At 70.5% G+C, this 17,195-nt stretch carries 15 protein-coding genes; 5 read left to right on the forward strand and 10 right to left on the reverse strand.

The features are described 5' to 3' along the window. Positions 1-42 precede the first annotated feature (42 nt). From cphA to glgC, 4 genes are all read right to left on the reverse strand, one after another. Entirely contained in the window at positions 43-2,877 is a 2,835-nt protein-coding gene (cphA, locus tag DYE07_RS01850; protein ID WP_115296214.1) for a cyanophycin synthetase, read from the reverse strand. 35 nt (positions 2,878-2,912) lie between these two features. Beyond that, complete coding sequence (locus DYE07_RS01855; RefSeq protein WP_115296215.1) at positions 2,913-3,803, reverse strand: cyanophycinase; 891 nt, start codon at positions 3,801-3,803, stop codon at positions 2,913-2,915. Positions 3,804-3,813: 10 nt separating this feature from the next. Beyond that, positions 3,814-5,085 (reverse strand): phosphoserine phosphatase SerB, encoded by a 1,272-nt coding sequence (gene serB, locus DYE07_RS01860; protein WP_115296216.1) that lies wholly within the window; start codon positions 5,083-5,085, stop codon positions 3,814-3,816. Positions 5,086-5,191: 106 nt separating this feature from the next. Further along, on the reverse strand, positions 5,192-6,445 hold the full coding sequence (gene glgC / locus DYE07_RS01865; RefSeq protein WP_115296217.1) for a glucose-1-phosphate adenylyltransferase: 1,254 nt from the start codon (positions 6,443-6,445) through the stop codon (positions 5,192-5,194). Between the two features lie 63 nt (positions 6,446-6,508). Between glgC and glgA the strand changes: the two genes are divergently transcribed. Next, on the forward strand, positions 6,509-7,720 hold the full coding sequence (gene glgA / locus DYE07_RS01870) for a glycogen synthase (RefSeq protein WP_074039327.1): 1,212 nt from the start codon (positions 6,509-6,511) through the stop codon (positions 7,718-7,720). 64 nt (positions 7,721-7,784) lie between these two features. On the opposite strand, the gene DYE07_RS01875 is transcribed toward glgA, so the two are convergent. From DYE07_RS01875 to DYE07_RS01885, 3 genes are read right to left on the reverse strand one after another with little or no spacing between them, the layout of a single operon-like run. Continuing rightward, complete coding sequence (locus DYE07_RS01875; RefSeq protein ID WP_115296218.1) at positions 7,785-8,546, reverse strand: Rv1486c family protein; 762 nt, start codon at positions 8,544-8,546, stop codon at positions 7,785-7,787. A 25-nt stretch (positions 8,547-8,571) separates the two neighbouring features. Further along, positions 8,572-9,858, reverse strand: coding sequence for an MFS transporter (locus DYE07_RS01880; RefSeq protein WP_115296219.1), 1,287 nt, complete (start codon positions 9,856-9,858; stop codon positions 8,572-8,574). Positions 9,859-9,914: 56 nt separating this feature from the next. Then, a complete protein-coding gene (locus DYE07_RS01885) occupies positions 9,915-10,556 on the reverse strand; it encodes a GntR family transcriptional regulator (RefSeq protein WP_006945364.1) in 642 nt (213 codons plus the stop codon). Positions 10,557-10,729: 173 nt separating this feature from the next. Between DYE07_RS01885 and DYE07_RS01890 the strand changes: the two genes are divergently transcribed. Continuing rightward, the gene (locus DYE07_RS01890; protein ID WP_115296220.1) at positions 10,730-11,518 is read left to right on the forward strand and encodes an ABC transporter ATP-binding protein; all 789 of its coding nucleotides are present in this window, start codon (positions 10,730-10,732) and stop codon (positions 11,516-11,518) included. Between the two features lie 6 nt (positions 11,519-11,524). Next, positions 11,525-12,331, forward strand: a complete 807-nt coding sequence (locus DYE07_RS01895; protein ID WP_006945348.1) for a TrmH family RNA methyltransferase — start codon at positions 11,525-11,527, stop codon at positions 12,329-12,331. Between the two features lie 101 nt (positions 12,332-12,432). Here the strand turns inward: DYE07_RS01895 and DYE07_RS01900 are convergent, their stop codons facing one another. Genes DYE07_RS01900 through DYE07_RS01910 form a run of 3 tightly spaced genes read right to left on the reverse strand, consistent with a single transcriptional unit; the run spans position 12,433 to position 14,193 of the window. Continuing rightward, on the reverse strand, positions 12,433-12,975 hold the full coding sequence (locus tag DYE07_RS01900; RefSeq protein ID WP_115296221.1) for a YbhB/YbcL family Raf kinase inhibitor-like protein: 543 nt from the start codon (positions 12,973-12,975) through the stop codon (positions 12,433-12,435). A 55-nt stretch (positions 12,976-13,030) separates the two neighbouring features. Then, the gene (locus DYE07_RS01905) at positions 13,031-13,408 is read right to left on the reverse strand and encodes a DUF3037 domain-containing protein (protein WP_115296222.1); all 378 of its coding nucleotides are present in this window, start codon (positions 13,406-13,408) and stop codon (positions 13,031-13,033) included. Further along, on the reverse strand, positions 13,405-14,193 hold the full coding sequence (locus tag DYE07_RS01910) for a HipA family kinase (RefSeq protein ID WP_006945433.1): 789 nt from the start codon (positions 14,191-14,193) through the stop codon (positions 13,405-13,407). The genes DYE07_RS01905 and DYE07_RS01910 overlap by 4 nt, the downstream gene beginning before the upstream one ends. 32 nt (positions 14,194-14,225) lie before the next feature. On the opposite strand from DYE07_RS01910, the gene DYE07_RS01915 reads away from it, so the two are divergent. After that, positions 14,226-15,008: a lysophospholipid acyltransferase family protein gene (locus tag DYE07_RS01915; protein WP_115296223.1), complete on the forward strand. Its 783-nt coding sequence runs from the start codon at positions 14,226-14,228 to the stop codon at positions 15,006-15,008. Positions 15,009-15,056: 48 nt separating this feature from the next. After that, positions 15,057-17,168, forward strand: a complete 2,112-nt coding sequence (locus DYE07_RS01920) for a RecQ family ATP-dependent DNA helicase (protein ID WP_115296224.1) — start codon at positions 15,057-15,059, stop codon at positions 17,166-17,168. Positions 17,169-17,195: the final 27 nt, after the last annotated feature.

Consider the following 17,195-nt stretch of genomic DNA (forward strand, 5'->3'; position numbering starts at 1 on the left):
CGATCACACAGGATCGCGGCCGGCGTTCGTCGTGTGCCGGCGTCAGCTGCTGGGCAGGAGTTCGTCGATCACGTCGTCCTCGGGCGACTCGAACACGGCGTCGCGGCTGAAGTCGGGGTCGCCGGGGTGAGCGGCCTCGTCGGCGTGGGCGCCGGGCGTCGCGAGGTGCGTCAGGTCCTCGAGCGCGGCCATGACACGGGCGTGCTTGTCGGCGCAGATGACGACGAGGTCGCCGGCGCGCGCTGAGTCGATCGCCACCTGCGTCGCCTCGAGTTCGTCGAGCACGGTCTCGACGCTCGCGGCGCGTGCCTCACCCGAGTCGATCGCCTGCTGGGCACCTTCGGCGACGAGGGCTGCGGTCTCGCCGGGCGCGCGGCGCCGCAGGTTGTCGTCCTCGCGGATGATGACGTGGTCGAACCACTTCGCGGCCAGTTCGCCCATCTCGCGGATGTCCTGGTCCCGTCGATCCCCGGCGGCGCCGACGACGACGGTGCGCTGCACGCGCGTCGACTTGTTCTTGCCGGCGACGTAGCGGTCGACGAACTCGCCGAGCAGCTGCAGACCGGCCGGGTTGTGGCAGTAATCGACGAACACCTCGGCGTGGTCGACCTCGATGCGGTTGAGGCGGCCGGGGGAGAGGTAGTAGCTCGTCGTGAACGTGCGCAGCCCCTGGCGGATGTCGTGCAGCGGGGCACCCGCGGCGAACGCGGCGCCGGCCGCGGCGAGGGCGTTGGCGACGTTCATGCGCGCAGCGCCGTTGAACGTGCTCGGCAGCAGGTGCGTCCACGCGAGCTGCATGGAGCGTCGGCCCTGCTTGAGGACGATCATCTCGCCCTTGTCCGTCGGCTCGAGCACGACGGCGCGGTCGCCACGCACGCAGCGCTCGTCGATGAACTGGCGCACGCGACTACCGGGCGCCTCCATCGAGAACCACACGATCGTGCCGCGGCACACGCGTCGCATGCGGCGCACGTACTCGTCGTCGGCGTTGAGGACGGCGAACCCGTCGCGCGGGACGGCCTCGACGATGACCTGCTTGACGTTCGCGAGATCTTCGAGCGAGTTGATGCCGCGCATGCCGAGGTGGTCGCTCTGGATGTTGGTGACGACGGCGATGTCGTTGCGGTCGTAGCCGAGGCCCTCGCGCAGGATGCCGCCGCGCGCCACCTCGAGCACCGCGAAGTCGACGCGCGGGTTCTGCAGCACCATCTTCGCTGACTTGGGGCCGGAAGCATCACGCGTGATGAGCAGGCGTTCGTCGATGACGATGCCGTCGGTCGAGGTCATGCCGACCTTCTTGCCGAGGCCCTTCATGATGTGCGCGAGCATCCGCGACGTCGTCGTCTTGCCGTTCGTGCCGGTGACGGCGACGATCGGCACGCGCGAGGGTGAGCCGGGCGGAAACAACAGGTCGACGACCGGCTTGGCGATGAACTGCGGCTCACCGACCGTCGGGTGGGTGTGCATGCGGAAACCCGGCGCGGCGTTGACCTCGCAGATGGCGCCGCCGGTCTCACGTACAGGGACGGTGATGTCGGGGCAGATGAAGTCGATGCCCGCGACGTCGAGGCCGATGAGGCGCGCGGCCTCCTCGGCGATCTCGACATTGTCGGGATGCGCGTCCATGGTGCGGTCGATCGAGATGCCCCCGGTCGACATGTTGCCCGTCAGCGCGAGCTTCACCGTCTCGCCCTCGGGCACGACGGCGTCCATCGCGTAGCCCTGGTCGGCGACGAGGTCGCGGGCGGCGTCGTCGACCTTGATCTTCGTCAGCACCTTCTCGTGCCCGTAGCCGCGCCGCGGGTCGGCGTTCGTCAGTTCGATGAGCTCGTCGACGGTGTGCTCGCCGTCACCGACGACGTGCGCGGGCACGCGTTCGGCGATGGCCGCCATCCTGCCGTCGATGATGAGGCAGCGGTAGTCCTTGCCGGTGACGAACGACTCGACCTGCAGCACGCCGCGCCGGCTCTGCGCCATCGCGATGTCGTAGGCCTCGCTGACGGCCTCGTCGTCGGTGAGGTCCAGGCACACGCCGCGGCCGTGGTTGCCGTCGAGCGGCTTGACGACGACGGGGAAGCCGATCTCGCGAGCCGCCTGGATCGCGCCCTCACGCGTGCGCACGACCTCCGACTTCGGCACCGGCAGCCCGGCCGAGCCGAGCAGGTCGAGCGTCAGGCTCTTGTCGCACGCAATGTCGACGGCGAGGGCCGACGTGCGGCTCGTCATCGTCGCGCGGATGCGTTGGGCGTGCACGCCCTGGCCGAGCTGAACGAGGGAGGCGCCGTTGAGGCGCGTCCACGGGATGTCGCGGCTGACGGCCTCGTCGATGATCGCCTGCGTCGACGGGCCGAACGCGCGGCGCTGCACGAGGGCGTGGAACGTCTCGAGCGCGGCCTCGACGTCGAAGCCGTCCTCGGGGTGCACGACGTGGTTGACGATGCGCACGGCGAGCTGGCCGGCGGCAATGCCGACGCTCTCCTCGAGGTAGGCGTAGACGACGTTGTAGCGCCCCTCCTCGCCCTTGACTCCGCGCGTCTTGCCGCGGCGCACGTCGTGCCCGGCCTCCTGCTGCAGCTGCAGCGCGAGGTGCTCGGCGACGTGGCCGAGCCAGGTGCCCTCGTGGAGGCGCTCGACGAAGCCGCCCTCCTTGCCACGCGAGCACGAGTGGTGCTGCAGGCCGGGGAAGAGTTCGACGAGGCGATCCGCGAAGCCGGGGATCGCGTGCGTCGGGTAGTACTCGAGCACGCCGAGATCGACGACGAGGTGGATCGCGGGGTCGTAGGACCACACGTTCGGGCCGCGGTAGACGCGCGTGCTGACGATGCGCAGCGACGGCTCGATGGGGCCCGGTGCCTGCGGGATGTCGATGACGGTCATGTTCTGTTCTTCCCCTCGAAACGACGTGGACGCGATCAGTGACGCAGCGCGGCGGCAGCGGTCGCGGTGTCGTGCTGGTCCTTCGCCGCGGTGACCGCGACGTCGGCGTGCTGTTCGACGAAGTCGGTCAGCGTGGCCGTCTCCAGGTCGAAGGTCGCCCCGTAGGGCAGCGAGTGCACGACGGCACCGGTGACGAGCAGCGGCGCGTCGCGGCGTGCCTCGTGCGCGTCCGTCTGCGCCATGCGCGCGTCGACGACGAATACGGCGCCGGAGCCGATGATCGTCATCTCCCGTCCGTTCGTGATCTCCGCGGCGGTGTCCTCGTCGATGCCCATGCCGAGCAGGCTCGGTGAGCCGGCGACGAGGGAGAGCAGGCGCCCGTAGCGCGAGCGCTGGTCGAAGTGCTGGTCGATGATGACGCCCGGCACGAGGCCGAGGCCCTGCGTCAGCTGGCTCGCGCGCTGACGGGGCGTCACGCCCTCCTCGCCCATCGAGATCATGAACTGGCTCATGATCGACGCGCCGGCGCTCGTGCCGGCGATGACGGCGCCGCGCTCGTGGGCGCGCAGGATGGCCTTGCCGAGGGGCGTGCCGACGATGAGCTGGCTCAGCTTGAGCTGGTTGCCGCCGGAGATGAAGATGCCGCTCGCGGCGTCGATGCGCTCGACGAGTTCTTCTGAGGATGAGTCGACGCGCGACTGCGGGTCGACGCTGCCCACGCTCGGGCAGCCGAGGCGTGTGAAGACGGTCGAGTACACCTCGATGACCTCGTCCGCCATCGACGATGCCGTCGGGATGACGACGATGTTCGACTTGCGGCCGCCGGCGAGGCGCACGAAGCGGCGCAGGATGGTCACACGGCCGATCTTGTCCTCGGCGCCGCCGATGATGAGCAGGGAGCGTCGGGGGTCGCTACGTTCAGGCATGCGCCATATGTTAGGCGTCACGCTGCGTCGCCGCAGCGGCGTCCACGTCCGTCGCGTCGAGCATGACGGTCGCACCATCGGGCGTCTCGAGCGCGTCGAGGTCGTCGGCTTCCTCGATGTCGTCGCGGCTGATGCCGAGGAAGAACAGGACACTGTCGAGGTATGGGACGTTGACAGAGGCGTCCGCCTGCGCCCGCACGACGGGCTTGGCATTGAAGGCGATGCCGAGGCCCGCGAGGGCGAGCATGTCGAGGTCATTGGCGCCGTCGCCGATCGCGACGGTGCGCTCCAGCGGCAGGTGCTCGGCCTCGGCGAACGCGGCGAGCGCACGTGCCTTGCCCTCGCGGTCGACGACGTCGCCGAGGACTCGCCCGGTCAGCGCGCCGTCGACGATCTCGAGGGTGTTGGCGCGCGCGTGGTCGATGCCGAGGGAGGCGGCGAGGGGCGCGACGACTTCGATGAAGCCGCCGGAGACGACGCCGACGGTGAAGCCGAGCCGCTTGAGGGTGCGCACGAGCGTGCGGGCGCCGGGCGTGAGGCGGATCTCGGCGCGCACCTCGTCGAGCACGCTCGCGGGTAGCCCCGCGAGGGCCTCGACGCGTTCGTGCAGCGATTCGGCGAAGTCGATCTCGCCGCGCATGGCGCGCTCGGTCACCTCCGCCACCTCGGCCTCGCGGCCCGCGCGGGCGGCGAGCAGTTCGATGACCTCGTCCTGGATGAGCGTCGAATCGACGTCGAGGACGACGAGTCGGCGGCCACGGCGCGCGAGCCCGGCCTCGGCGACGCTCGCGTCACACCCCGTCTCGTGCGAGGCCTCGAGCACCCGGCGGCGAAGCTCGATGACCTCGACGCCCGAGACGTCGAGCTCGATCGCGGTGACCGGCGTGCGCGCGAGGCGGCGCACGCGGTCGATGTTGCCGCCGTGGTGGACGACCTCGGCCGAGATCTCCGCGAGGGCCTCGGCGGGCAGCGTCGGTGCGAGCAGCGTGACGACGGCGCGTCCGGGCAGGCGCACGACGTCGTCGCTCATGCCCTCGGCGAGCGTCAGGGCGAGCGAGCGCAGGCGGGCGAGGCGCTTCATCTCGAGGACGAGTTCGTCGGGTTCGGCTGCGCTGACGAGGAACGACAGCGTGATGCCACCGCCGAGGACGGCCTGGCCGACGTCGACGATCTCGACGCCGAACTTCGTCATCGCGTCGGTGAGCTCGTGGAACAGCCCGGGGGAGTCGGTGCCCTGGAACGTCAGGCCCAACAGGTCGGTGCGGCGCGCGTCGTTGTTCACCCCTCATTCATAGCGTGAAGGCGCCGCGTTCGCATCCGGTGTTCACGACGTGAGGCCGACCCGCGCCCGAGCGCGAATCGGCCTCACCCCCAGGGGCGTAGCTCGATCAGGGGGTCACGACGGTGCCCTTGCCGACGACGACGATGCCGGAGTCGGTGACGGTGAAGCCGCGGGCGCGGTCGGCGTCGTGGTCGATGCCGACGTGGGTGCCCTCGGGCAGCGTCACGTCCTTGTCGATGATGGCGCGGCGCACGATGCACGAGCGTCCGACCTTGACGCCGTCGAGCAGGATCGAGGAGTCGATGTCGCTGAACGAGCGCACGACGACGATGGGCGAGAGCACCGAGTGGCTGACCGTCGCGCCGGAGATGATGCAGCCGGGGGAGACGATCGAGTCGACGGCGGTGCCGGTGCGCCCGTGGCTGCCATGGACGAACTTCGCGGGCGGCAGGCTCATGCCGGACGTCGTGTGGATCGGCCAGCGGTCGTTGTAGAGGTTGAAGATCGGGTGGATCGAGACGAGGTCCATCTGGGCGTCGAAGTAGGAGTCGATCGTGCCGACGTCGCGCCAGTACCCGCGGTCGCGGTCCTCCGCGCCCGGGATCTCGTTGTCCTTGAAGTCGTAGACGAACGCCTCACCCCGCTCGACGAAGGCGGGGATGATGTCGCCGCCCATGTCGTGCTTGCTGTCCTCCAGGTCGGCATCACGTGTGACCGCCTCGATGAGCGCGTCGGTGGAGAAGACGTAGTTGCCCATCGAGGCGAGCACCTCGTCGGGGCTGTCCGGCAGCCCCTGCGGGTCGGTGGGCTTTTCGAGGAAGGCGCGGATGCGCGCCGGGTTCTGCGGGTCGACGTCGATGACGCCGAACTGGTCGGCGAGCGAGATGGGCTGACGGATCGCGGCGACGCTCGCCTTAGCACCCGAGGCGATGTGCGCATCAACCATGTCCGCGAAGTCCATGCGGTAGACGTGGTCGGCGCCGACGACGACGACGTAGTCGGGCTTCTCGTCGTGGATGAGGTTGAGGCTCTGGTAGATCGCGTCGGCCGAACCGAGGTACCAGTTCTTGCCGACACGCTGCTGCGCGGGCACCGGCGTCACGTAGTTGCCGAGCAGGGAGCTCATGCGCCACGTCGTGGTGACGTGACGATCGAGGCTGTGCGACTTGTACTGCGTCAGCACGACGATGTGCAGGTAGTTCGAGTTGACGAGGTTGCTCAGCGCGAAGTCGATGAGGCGGTAGATGCCACCGAACGGCACGGCGGGCTTGGCCCGGTCCGCCGTCAGCGGCATGAGACGTTTGCCCTCGCCGCCGGCGAGGGCGATGGCGAGAATCTTGGGGCCTCCACGGTTTGGCATGTGACGAGAATATGCCCCGACGTGGCTTCCCTCACACCCCCCGGCGCGGATAACGTTCATGGGGTGAGAGTCGACATCCTGACCAAGGAATATCCGCCCAACATCTACGGCGGGGCCGGCGTGCACGTGGCCGAGCTCGTCAAGGCGCTGCGCAGCAGCGGAATCGACACCCAGGTCCGCGCGTTCGGCGAACCGATCGACGAGCCGGGCACGCAGGGCTTTCCCGACCTTCCCGAACTCGCCGACGCGAACGGCGCCCTCAAGACCCTCGGCGTCGACCTGACGATGGTGCCCGCCGTCGCCGGCGCTGACGTCGTGCACTCGCACACCTGGTACGCCAACTTCGCCGGCCACCTCTCCTCGATGCTCCACGGCATCCCGCACGTCGTGAGCGCGCACAGCCTCGAGCCGATGCGGCCATGGAAGGCCGAACAGCTCGGCGGCGGCTACGCGATCTCCTCCTTCATCGAACGCACCGCCTACGAGGGCGCGGCCGCCGTCATCGCCGTCTCCGAGGGCATGCGCAAGGACGTCCTCGCGAGCTACCCGCAGCTCGACCCGGCGAAGGTCCATGTCGTCCACAACGGCATCGACGCACAGGCCTGGGCGCCCGACCGCAGCGACGCCGCCTTCGAGATCGCGCGCCGTCATGGGGTCGACCCCGAGCGTCCGAGCATCGTGTTCGTCGGGCGCATCACGCGTCAGAAGGGCGTGCCGTTCCTGCTGCGTGCGATGCGTCAGGTGCCTGCGAACGTGCAGCTCGTGTTCTGCGCGGGCGCGCCCGACACCCCCGAGATCCTCGCCGAGGTCGAGGGCCTCATCGACCAGCTGCGCGCCGAGCGCGACGGCGTCGTGTGGATTCCCGACATGCTGCCGCGCGAGGAGGTCGTCGCGCTGCTGTCGCAGGCCACGACGTTCGTCTGCCCGTCGGTGTACGAACCCCTCGGCATCGTGAACCTCGAGGCGATGGCATGCGAAGCGGCCGTCGTCGCAACCGCGACGGGCGGCATCCCCGAGGTCGTCGTCGACGGCGAGACGGGCTGGCTCGTGCCGATCGAGCAGGTGAACGACGGAACGGGTACGCCCGTCGACCCCGATACGTTCGTCGCCGATCTGGCGCGCGCCCTCACCGAGGCGACCTCCGACGTCGAAGAGGCCCGCCGACGGGGTCGAGCCGGGCGTCAGCGCGCCGTCGAGCACTTCGGGTGGGACGCGATCGCCGAGCGCACCCAGCAGGTCTACGCGACGGTGCTCGAAGGCTCCCGTACGGCCTGATACGTCATTGCCGGAGACACGCCGCTCTGAGCACACCGCAACGCGCGATCAACGCTGCCCGTCCTCATCGAGGGCGGGCAGCGTCGTGTGCGAGGCCGATGGCAGCCGCCGTCGCGGCCTGTGCGAGAGCGAGTTCGGCCTCGTCGAGCAGGGAGCGCAGCGTGCGCTCGCGCGCTGCGACGCTACCCGCGTCGAGGCCGCCGCTCGTCGTCAGTGCCTCGTCGAGGGCGGCGACGACGAGGCCGGCCGTCGTGATGATGCGCAGCGCCCGCGGGTGCAGGCCCGGTGGCAACGCCCAGCGCGCGCCGTCGAGGCGTTCGTCGACGCGCTCGCGGGCCGAGGAGCCGAGGAACGGTGCGATCTGCAGGGATTCGAGCACCCCGACATGCGCCAGCAACGCCTCGCGGAAGCGCCGGTCGATGTCGGCCAGGGCGAGTGCCTCGAGGCGGTGGATCGGAATCGGGTCGCTGTCGTGCGGTTCGAGCGTGAGCTTGAGGCCCTCGTCACCGGCCGGCCCGTAATACTCCAGCCGCGGCACGAGAACCCCGCCGAGCGACGGCACGAACAGGCATTCTCCGGCTTCTATCGCAGCCTGCGTCGCGGGTCCGCCGGGCGGCAGCAAACCGCCGTGGAGCCCCGGGCGGGGCAGGTCGATGCAGACGATGCGTTCGCCGAGGTCTCGCCACAGTTCGAGGCGCGGCAGGCCACCCTCGACGGCGTCGACGTCGGGCAGCGCGGCGCCGAGCGCCTCGCTGAGCGGGCGATCGGCGGCGATGGCGTGCGTGGCCCACAGGGCGAGGCGCACGGAGGCAGGCAGTTCGTACACGATCGCCCAGCCTAGTGGCGACAGGTCAGTGCGCCAGAGCCGACGGAAGGTGCTTGCGCGAGAACATCAGGACGACGCCGAGGCTCAGCGCGGCGAGCACGACGCCACCGACGAACATCACGGGGTAGCTCAGCCAGTGGCTGACGACGGCGAGCGCGGCGGGCACGAAGAAGCCGAGGTAGGTGATCGAATAGTAGACAGCCGTCAGTCCCGCGAGGTCCTCGGGACCGGCGATGCGCTGCACCTCCTGCAGGCCGGAGACGAGCAGCATGCCGTAGGCGAGACCGAGGACGGCGGCCGCGACGAGCGCGAGCCACGGGCTGACGAGGCGCGCTGCAAGTGCGGCGATGCCGAGGCCGGGCAGCGTCATCGTCAGGGCGATGATGATGGCGCGCGCGGAGCTGACGTCGTCGAAGCGCTTGCCGACCTGCTGGATGAACAGCCCGCAGCCGAGCGCGACGAGGCACAGCAGGCCCGAGAAGGCGATGCCGAACGAGCCGGTGCGATCACCCATGACGGCGGGCAGCACGGCATAGGCGCATCCCGCGCAGCCGAACACCCACGGCGCCATCGGCAGGACGACGAACAGGAAGCGACGGTGGCCCGCAGCGGGCACGCGCAGGTCGTCGAGGAAGCGTCCCGGCATCTCTTGGGCGGCATGCGTCTCGGGGGCGCGCGTCAGGAGCACGAAGCTCGCCGCCGTGATGACGAGGTGGACGAGGTAGCACAGCTCCGCGGGCAGCGGCGCGAACTGGGCAAGCGCCGCGGCGGTAGCGGCGCCGAGCGCGAATCCGGCCGTCAGGCTGATGGAGGCGCGACGCGCGCCCGCGGCGGCGTCGGCCTCGGCGTCGAACGGCGGGCTCGACAGTTCTTTGATCCACGAGCCGCCGACAACCATGGCGAGCCCGAGCGCCAGGCCGGAGAAGATGCGGCCGACGAAGAGCACGGCCGGCGACCCGGAGCCGACGGCGAGCAGCACCGACGCGATGATCGCGAGGATCGGCGCGGGCAGCATGAGCGGGCGACGGCCCCAGCGGTCGGAGGCCGGCCCGCCGAGCAGCAGCGCTGGCATGATGCCGAGCACGTACGCACCGAGCAGCAGGTCGACGGCGCCCGTCGAGAGCGCGTCGATGTCACGATAGAGCCCGAGCAGCGGCGTGAACTGGTTGCCACCCCACGCGACGGTGAACATCGCCGCCCCGACCGGCAGCCAGGCGGCCCGCGCGCCCCCGGCGCCGGCGCGCTCGGGGGAGTCGACGCTCGTCGTGACGCGTTCGTGGCTGGTGGTGCGGGTCGGGGTGTCGAGTGACACGCGGGGGCCTTTCGTCGGGTGTGGGTGAGTGGGGTGAACTCGGGTGGGCGAGAGGCTCAGGGGAGCAGCCCGTCGTAGGAGTGGTGCAGGTGCGCCGTCAGCTCCTGCTCGAAACCGGTCGCGTCGCCCGCGGCGACGAGGTCGACGAGACGGGCGTGGGCGGTGAGGACGTCGCGGCAGCGGCGATCGTCCTTCCACAGGATGCGCGCGGCCATGCGGCGCTGACGTTCCCCGAGACGCTCGTAGAACTCGGTGAGGATGGCGTTGCCACCGGCCGCGACGAGGTGGGTGTGGAACACGCAGTCGGTCTCGGTGAAGTCGTCGTGGTCGCCGGTTTCGAGGCTCTGGCGCTGCCGGCGCAGGATCTCGCCGAGATCGATGGCGACGTCGCGGTGCTCCTGCGCCTCGACGACGCTGCGCGCCGCACGCGACTCCACCGCGATGCGCGCCTCGACGACGTCACGCACCTCGCGCGGTTCGACGGCGCGCACGAGCGCGCCGCGCTTGGGGTACAGCGTCATCCACCCCTCGGCCTGCAGCCGGACGAACGCCTCGCGCACGGGGGTGCGGGAGACGTCGAGCAGTTCCGAGATCTCACCCTCGCTGATGAGGGCACCACCGGCGATCGAGCCGTCGAGGATGCGGCCCTTCACCTCGCGGTAGACCGCGTCGGCCGCGGAGATCTTCGGCTCGCTCATGCTCGCTCCTCGTTCGGGTGGTCGATCTGCTGCCCACGGTGGTAAGCGTTCGACGCAACATAGATACAAGTTGTAGCTTACACCCGTGTCGGTTGGGCGCCAGGCGCGTCCACGACGTCATCCGTGCCGTGTCGCGTGGCATTCGACCCCGTCGAGTCAGTAGGGTCACGGGTATGAGCGATGTGTTGTCCCTCTCCGGGATCGGTGTCACGCGCGGCGCGCAGAAGCTGCTCGACGACGTCTCGTGGGAGGTGGAGGAAGGCGAGCGCTGGGTCGTCGTCGGCCCCAACGGCGCCGGCAAGTCGACACTGCTCAACGTCGCCGCCGGTCGCATGCATCCCTCGACGGGCGTCGCCGGCATCCTCGGCGAAGTGCTCGGCGCCGTCGACGTGTTCGAGCTTCGCCCCCGCATCGGCCTCGCGACGGCGGCCCTCGCCGAGCGCATCCCCGCCGGTGAGAAGGTCTCCGACGTCGTCGTCACCGCGAGCTACGGCATGGTGGGACGCTGGCGTGAGAAGTACGACAGCTTCGACCACGAACGCGCACGCGAACTGCTCGACGAACTCGGCGCCGCGCACCTCGCCGAGCGTCGCTTCGGCACGCTGAGCGAGGGGGAGCGCAAGCGCGTCCTCATCGCCCGCGCCCTCATGACCGACCCCGAGCTCATGCTGCTCGACGAGCCCGCCGCCGGGCTCGACCTCGGTGCCCGCGAAGACCTCGTGCAGCGCCTCACCGCGCTCGCCGAGGACGTCGACGCACCGGCGCTCGTGCTCGTCACCCACCACGTCGAGGAGATCCCGCCGGGCTTCACCGACATCCTCATGCTGCGCGAGGGCCGCGTCGTCGCCGCCGGCCCGATCGAGTCGACACTGACGGCCGAGAACCTCTCGGAGACGTTCGGTCTCGCGCTCGAGCTCGATCGTCACGGTGAGCGCTGGAGCGCCCGCGCCGCGCAGGCCTGATCGCCGGTGCCGATCCGCATCACCTCACCCGACGACGACCGCGTCGCCGACTACTTCCGCCTCACCGACGTCGCGCTGCGCAAGAAGCTCGAAACCGAGCGCGGCCTCTACATCGCCGAGAGCGAGAAGGTCATCCGCCGCGCCCTCGCGCGCGGCGACCGTCCCCGCAGCTTCCTCATGGGCCAGCGCTGGCTCGACGACCTCGCCGACATCGTCGCGGACGCCGAGGCCGCCGACGTCCCCGTGTACGTGGGGGAGGCCGACGTCATCGAGTCGATGACGGGTTTCCATCTGCACCGCGGGGCTCTCGCGTCGATGAACCGCCCCGCGCTGGCCTTGCCCGAAGAACTGCTGCGTGACGCGCGGCGCGTCGTCGTGCTCGAGGACATCGTCGATCACACGAACGTCGGTGCCATCTTCCGATCGGCCGCGGCGCTCGGCGTCGACGCCGTCCTCGTCACCCCGCGCTGCGCAGATCCGCTGTACCGCCGCTCGGTGCGCGTGTCGATGGGCACCGTGTTCCAGGTGCCGTGGACGCGCATCGACCCGTGGCCCGGCTCGGTGACGCGACTTCAGGAGGCCGGATGGACGGTCGCCGCGATGGCGCTGGCTGACGATTCCGTAACGCTCGACGAACTCGCGGCGCGTGAGCCCGAACGCCTCGCGCTCGTCATGGGCACCGAGGGCGACGGCCTCGGAACGCGAACGGTCGCCGCGTGCGACGTCACCGTCCGCATCCCAATGGCAGGTGGCGTCGACTCGCTCAACGTCGCGGCCGCCAGCGCCGTCGCGATGTACACGCTACGCGTGTGACGGGGCGCGCCGAGGCCCCGACGTCGACGAGCATCCACTCGTGGGCATCGGGGCCTCGTGCTGTGTCGGCTGGCAGCCGCTGAGATCAGTGGCCGGGACGATCAGTGACCGTACAGGCCCGTCGTGACGCCGCGTGCGACGGTCTGGAAGACGGCGTTGAAGCTGAGGACGGCGGGCGTGACCGAGTCGTCGATCGCGAGAGGGTCACCCTCGATCGCGTGGACCGCGAACATGTATCGGTGCTTGCCGTCACCTCCGGGCGGGCACGGCCCCATCCAGCCCTTGACGCCGCCATCACCGGCGACGTGGAAGGCGCCCTCGGGCAACGCGGCGTCACCCGATCCGGCGCCCTCGGCGAGTTCGGTGACGTCCGCCGGGATGCCTGCGATCGCCCAGTGCCAGAAGCCCGACGGGGTCGGCGCATCAGGGTCGAAGCAGGTGACGACGTACGACGTCGTCGTCTCCGGCGCACCGCTCCACGACAGCTGCGGCGAGACGTTCTGCCCGTTCACGCCCCAGCCGTCGTAGACATACGTCTCGGTGAGGTCGCCACCGTCGCTGAAGCTCGTGCTCGTGACGGTGAGGGCCGGGAACACCGGCAGGTGGTCGTAGGGGTTGGGCGCAGTGGTTCGTTCGATGCTCATGGTTCGACCCTACCGACCGCGCCCCAGGATTGAGCGGGTATGGGCCTGAGCCAGCTCAGCGCACGAGCCGGTCGACGAGACGTTCGAGGGTGGCGCCCGGGTCGTTGCTGACCCCGCCGTGCATCGGGCCCGGCTGGACGATCGTCGAACGCGGCGCGCTGATCCAGCCGAAGCGTTGCCCCAGCTTCGGCAGGTCAGGGCGCCCGGGGCACGGCTCGCCGCGCACGTCGGCGCACAGCGAGGCGAGCGACTGCTCGACGTCTGCGGCGGCGAGCGTCGGAGCTAAGGCGGCGAGGCGGGTCGCGTCGAGGTGGAAACGGGCGTCGAGGAAATCGGCCATCTGCGCGTAGAGCGCGACGCCGACGTTGAGGAACTCCTCGCGCTCGATCGACGGCACGAGACGCAGCACGACGTACTGGTAGCCGACGCTCATCGCATCTCACCCGCGAACGCCGGCGACCATGCTTGCGGGGCGGCGAGGCGCGCGAGCAGGTTCTCGACGTAGGCGGCGCGCACGTCGTCGGCGTGCGGCATCGACTCACTCGTCTCGAGCCATTCGTCGGGCACGAGCGTCAGGATCTCGCGCAACAGGCCAGGGGTGACGAGCGCAGCAAGACGCTCGTGTGCGGCCGCTGCGGCCGCGGGCGAGGGGTCGACCACCCCGGCCATGATGTGGGAGCCCAGATCGAAGCGCTGCGCCGCGAAACGCTCCGGGTGGGAGCCCTTCGACGGCCACGAGTAGTGGAAGTACAGCGCCGCACCGTGGTCGATGCACCACGTCTGCCCGTGCCAGCGCACGAGGTTCGGGTTGTGCGGGGTGCGGTCGATGTTCGCGGTGAACGCATCGAGCCACAGGATCGTGGCGGCCTCGTCGGCGGGCGGCGGGATGGAGCCGTCATAGGCGAAGGCGCCCGGCAGCAGGTCGACGCCGAGGTTGAGCCCGACGCTCGCCGTCAGCAGATCTTGCACCTCCTCGTCGGCCTCGTACTTCGCGATGGCCTCCGGCAGCTCGACGAGCTCGAGCTCGGGCACCCGCAGGCCGAGCGCACGGGCGAGTTCGCCGACGACGACCTCGGCGACGAGCACCTTGAGCCCCTGGCCGGCTCCGCGGAACTTGACGACCCACGTCCCGAGGTCGGAACCCTCGACGACGCCGGGCAGCGAGCCGCCCTCACGCAGGGGGACGACGAAGCGCGTCGCCTCGATCTGTTGCAGCACCGCGTCAGCCTAGCGGGATTAGGCTGGTGGACATGGAACTCGTCTACCCTCCCGTTCTCGCCATTGCGCGCAGCCTCTTCGCCGCGCAGGGGCTCAAGTTCACCCTCGTCGGCTCCGAGAACCTGCCGCGCACCGGTGGCGCCGTCGTCATGATGAACCACTTGTCGTACATGGACTTCACGTACGCGGGCTTCCCGGCGATCAAGCAGCGCCGCGTCATCCGATTCATGGCGAAGAAGGAGGTCTTCGACCACAAGATCTCGGGCCCGCTCATGCGCGGCATGAAGCACATCGCCGTCGAGCGCGGCAACGGCGCGCAGAGCTACCGCGACGCCGTCGCTGCCCTGAAGCGCGGCGAGCTCGTCGGCATCTTCCCGGAGGAGACGATCTCCCGCTCATTCGAGCTCAAGTCCTTCAAGACCGGCGGCGTGCGCATGGCGCAGGAGGCCGGGGTGCCGATCGTGCCGATGATCCTGTGGGGTTCGCAGCGTGTGTGGACGAAGGGCAAGCCGAAGCGTCTCGGGCGCACGAACACGCCGATCACCGTCGCCGTCGGTGAGCCGATGACGTACGACGAGACGCTCAGCCCCGAGGAGAACACGCAGCGCGTCAAGGACGCGATGCAGAAGCTGCTCGACGCGGCACGCGCGAATTACCCGACGCTGAGCGGCGCCGACCTCGAGTTCCTGCCCGCCTCCATGGGTGGCACCGCGCCGACGCTCGAGGAGGCCGAGGCCGACGACGCCCGCATCGCCGCCGAGCGGCGTCGCAAGCGTGCCGAGAAGGCTGCGGCGGCGTCCTCGTCGCAGGGCTGAATCCGCGTCGTTCTGGGGTTGTCGGTGTCTCGTGCCACAGTTCGTCCCATGAACGCTGAACACGACACCGGCTTCGACGCCGTCGCCTCCTCCGTGCTGCACGCCCTGGCCGGGCCGGACGCTCGCCTGCGCGACGATCAGCGCGTCGCGGTCGAGGCGCTCGGTCGGCCGGGCGCGCGCGTCGTCGTCGTCCAGGCGACGGGGTGGGGCAAGTCGGCCGTCTACTGGGTGGCGACGGCGATCGCCCGCAGCCGCGGCGCGGGCCCGACGCTGGTCGTCTCACCACTGCTCAGCCTCATGCGCGACCAGGTGGCCGCCGCCGAGCGTGCGGGGTTGCGGGCCGCTGCGATCCACTCCGGCAACCTCGACGCCTGGGGCGCCATCGAGCAGGCCGTGACGGCCGGGCAGCTCGACGTGCTGCTCGTCTCGCCAGAGCGCCTCGCGAACCCGACGTTCGGTGAACGCGTCATGCGTTCGCTCGCGGGTGATTTGGGGCTGCTCGTCATCGACGAGGCGCACGCCCTGTCCGACTGGGGGCACGACTTCCGCCCCGACTACCGCCGCGTCGCCGACGTCCTGACGACGCTCAACCCGGCGACACCCGTGCTCGCGACGACGGCGACGGCCAACGAGCGCGTCACCGAGGATCTGGCGCAGCAGCTGGGGGAGGCCTCCCTCGTGCTGCGGGGGCCGCTCGCCCGCTCGTCGCTGCACCTCGCGGTGCTGCCGGAGATGACGGCGTTGCAGCGCTACGCGTGGGTCGTCGACCATCTCGCGTCACTGCCGGGCAGTGGCATCGTCTACACCCTGACGGTCGCGGACGCCGAGCGTCTCGCGGCGGCCGTGACGGCCGCGCACGGTGACGAGCTGCCCGTCGCTGCGTACACCGGTCAGCTCGAGGCGGCTCAGCGAGAACAGCTCGAGGATGATCTGCGCCACAACCGTGTCAAGGCGCTGATCGCGACGTCAGCGCTCGGGATGGGCTACGACAAGCCCGACCTCGGTTTCGTCGTCCACCTCGGCGCGCCGGCGTCACCGGTGTCGTACTACCAGCACATCGGGCGAGCGGGCCGTGCCATCGACTCTGCCGTCGTCGCGCTGCTGCCCGCCGCGGGCGACGAGAACATCTGGGAGTACTTCGCGACGGCGACGATCCCGAAGAAGGAGCAGGTCGCGACGCTCCTGACCGCACTGCAGGCCGCGGCCGAGCCGATGAGCGTCGTGGCCCTCGACGCGGAGACGGGCCTGCGACGCAACCGGGTCGAGCTGCTGCTCAAGCAACTCGCCGTCGACGGCGTCGTCGAGCGCACCCCCGACGGCTGGCGTGCCACCGGCGTCGAGTGGAGCTTCGACGAGGAGCACTACGCGGGCGTCATCGCGACGCGGGAGCGCGAGGCCGACATCATGCGCCGCTACATCGCCGGCGCCCAGTGCCTCATGAAGCTTCTGCGCACGGCCCTCGACGACCCCGAGGCCGCCGACTGCGGCCAGTGCTCGGTCTGCCTGGGCCACCTGCCCGAGCCGCTGACGACGGACATCAACCCCGCGACGCTCGAACGCATCGCGGCGGTGCTGCGCGCCGAGACCAACACCCTCGAACCGCGCAAGATGTGGCCCGGTGGCGCGTTCGGCACCCGCGGGCGCATCCCCGCGAACCTCGCCGCCGACCCCGGGCGGGTGCTCATCCACGCCGACGCAGCCGAGTGGGAGGACGAGCGGCGAGAGGATCGGCGCGCCCAGGGCACGCAGGAGGCGTCGCAGGCGCTGCAGGAATCCGCGGTGCGCGTGCTCGCGGCCTGGTCGAAGACGTGGCGCCAGCGCCCCTCATGCATCGTCGCGCTGCCGACGCGGGTCGGCTCGGGCGAGGTCAGCACCGCCCGGGTCGAGTCGCTGGCCGCGCACCTCGGCGCCGCGGGCAAGCTGCCGCACACGACGTGGAACGTCGTGCCGCCCAACGTCGGCGATGCCTCGGGCGCCGAGGTGGCGACCGCGTGGCGCGAAGCCCTCGCCGGGAGCGCTCCGCAGGTCGCGGGAGCGAGCGTCCTGCTCGTCGTCGACACCTCGTCGACGACGTGGGAGCCCACCGTCGCCGCGGCCGCGCTACGCGAGGCGGGCGCCGTCTGCGTCCTGCCGCTGCTGGTCCACCGAAGCGTCGGATGACCTCCTGCCCGGGGCCTAGAGTTGGAG

The sequence above is a fragment of the Dermacoccus nishinomiyaensis genome (genome assembly GCF_900447535.1).
Lineage (GTDB): Bacteria > Actinomycetota > Actinomycetes > Actinomycetales > Dermatophilaceae > Dermacoccus > Dermacoccus nishinomiyaensis.

Bases quoted from the DNA above. Each gene is read 5' to 3' on its own strand.
- cphA (WP_115296214.1), bottom strand. From the start codon at position 2,877: ATGACCGTCATCGACATCCCGCAGGCACCGGGCCCCATCGAGCCGTCG.
- DYE07_RS01855 (WP_115296215.1), bottom strand. From the start codon at position 3,803: ATGCCTGAACGTAGCGACCCCCGACGCTCCCTGCTCATCATCGGCGGC.
- glgC (WP_115296217.1), bottom strand. From the start codon at position 6,445: ATGCCAAACCGTGGAGGCCCCAAGATTCTCGCCATCGCCCTCGCCGGC.
- DYE07_RS01885 (WP_006945364.1), bottom strand. From the start codon at position 10,556: ATGAGCGAGCCGAAGATCTCCGCGGCCGACGCGGTCTACCGCGAGGTG.
- DYE07_RS01890 (WP_115296220.1), top strand. From the start codon at position 10,730: ATGAGCGATGTGTTGTCCCTCTCCGGGATCGGTGTCACGCGCGGCGCG.
- DYE07_RS01900 (WP_115296221.1), bottom strand. From the start codon at position 12,975: ATGAGCATCGAACGAACCACTGCGCCCAACCCCTACGACCACCTGCCG.
- DYE07_RS01905 (WP_115296222.1), bottom strand. From the start codon at position 13,408: ATGAGCGTCGGCTACCAGTACGTCGTGCTGCGTCTCGTGCCGTCGATC.
- DYE07_RS01915 (WP_115296223.1), top strand. From the start codon at position 14,226: ATGGAACTCGTCTACCCTCCCGTTCTCGCCATTGCGCGCAGCCTCTTC.
- DYE07_RS01920 (WP_115296224.1), top strand. From the start codon at position 15,057: ATGAACGCTGAACACGACACCGGCTTCGACGCCGTCGCCTCCTCCGTG.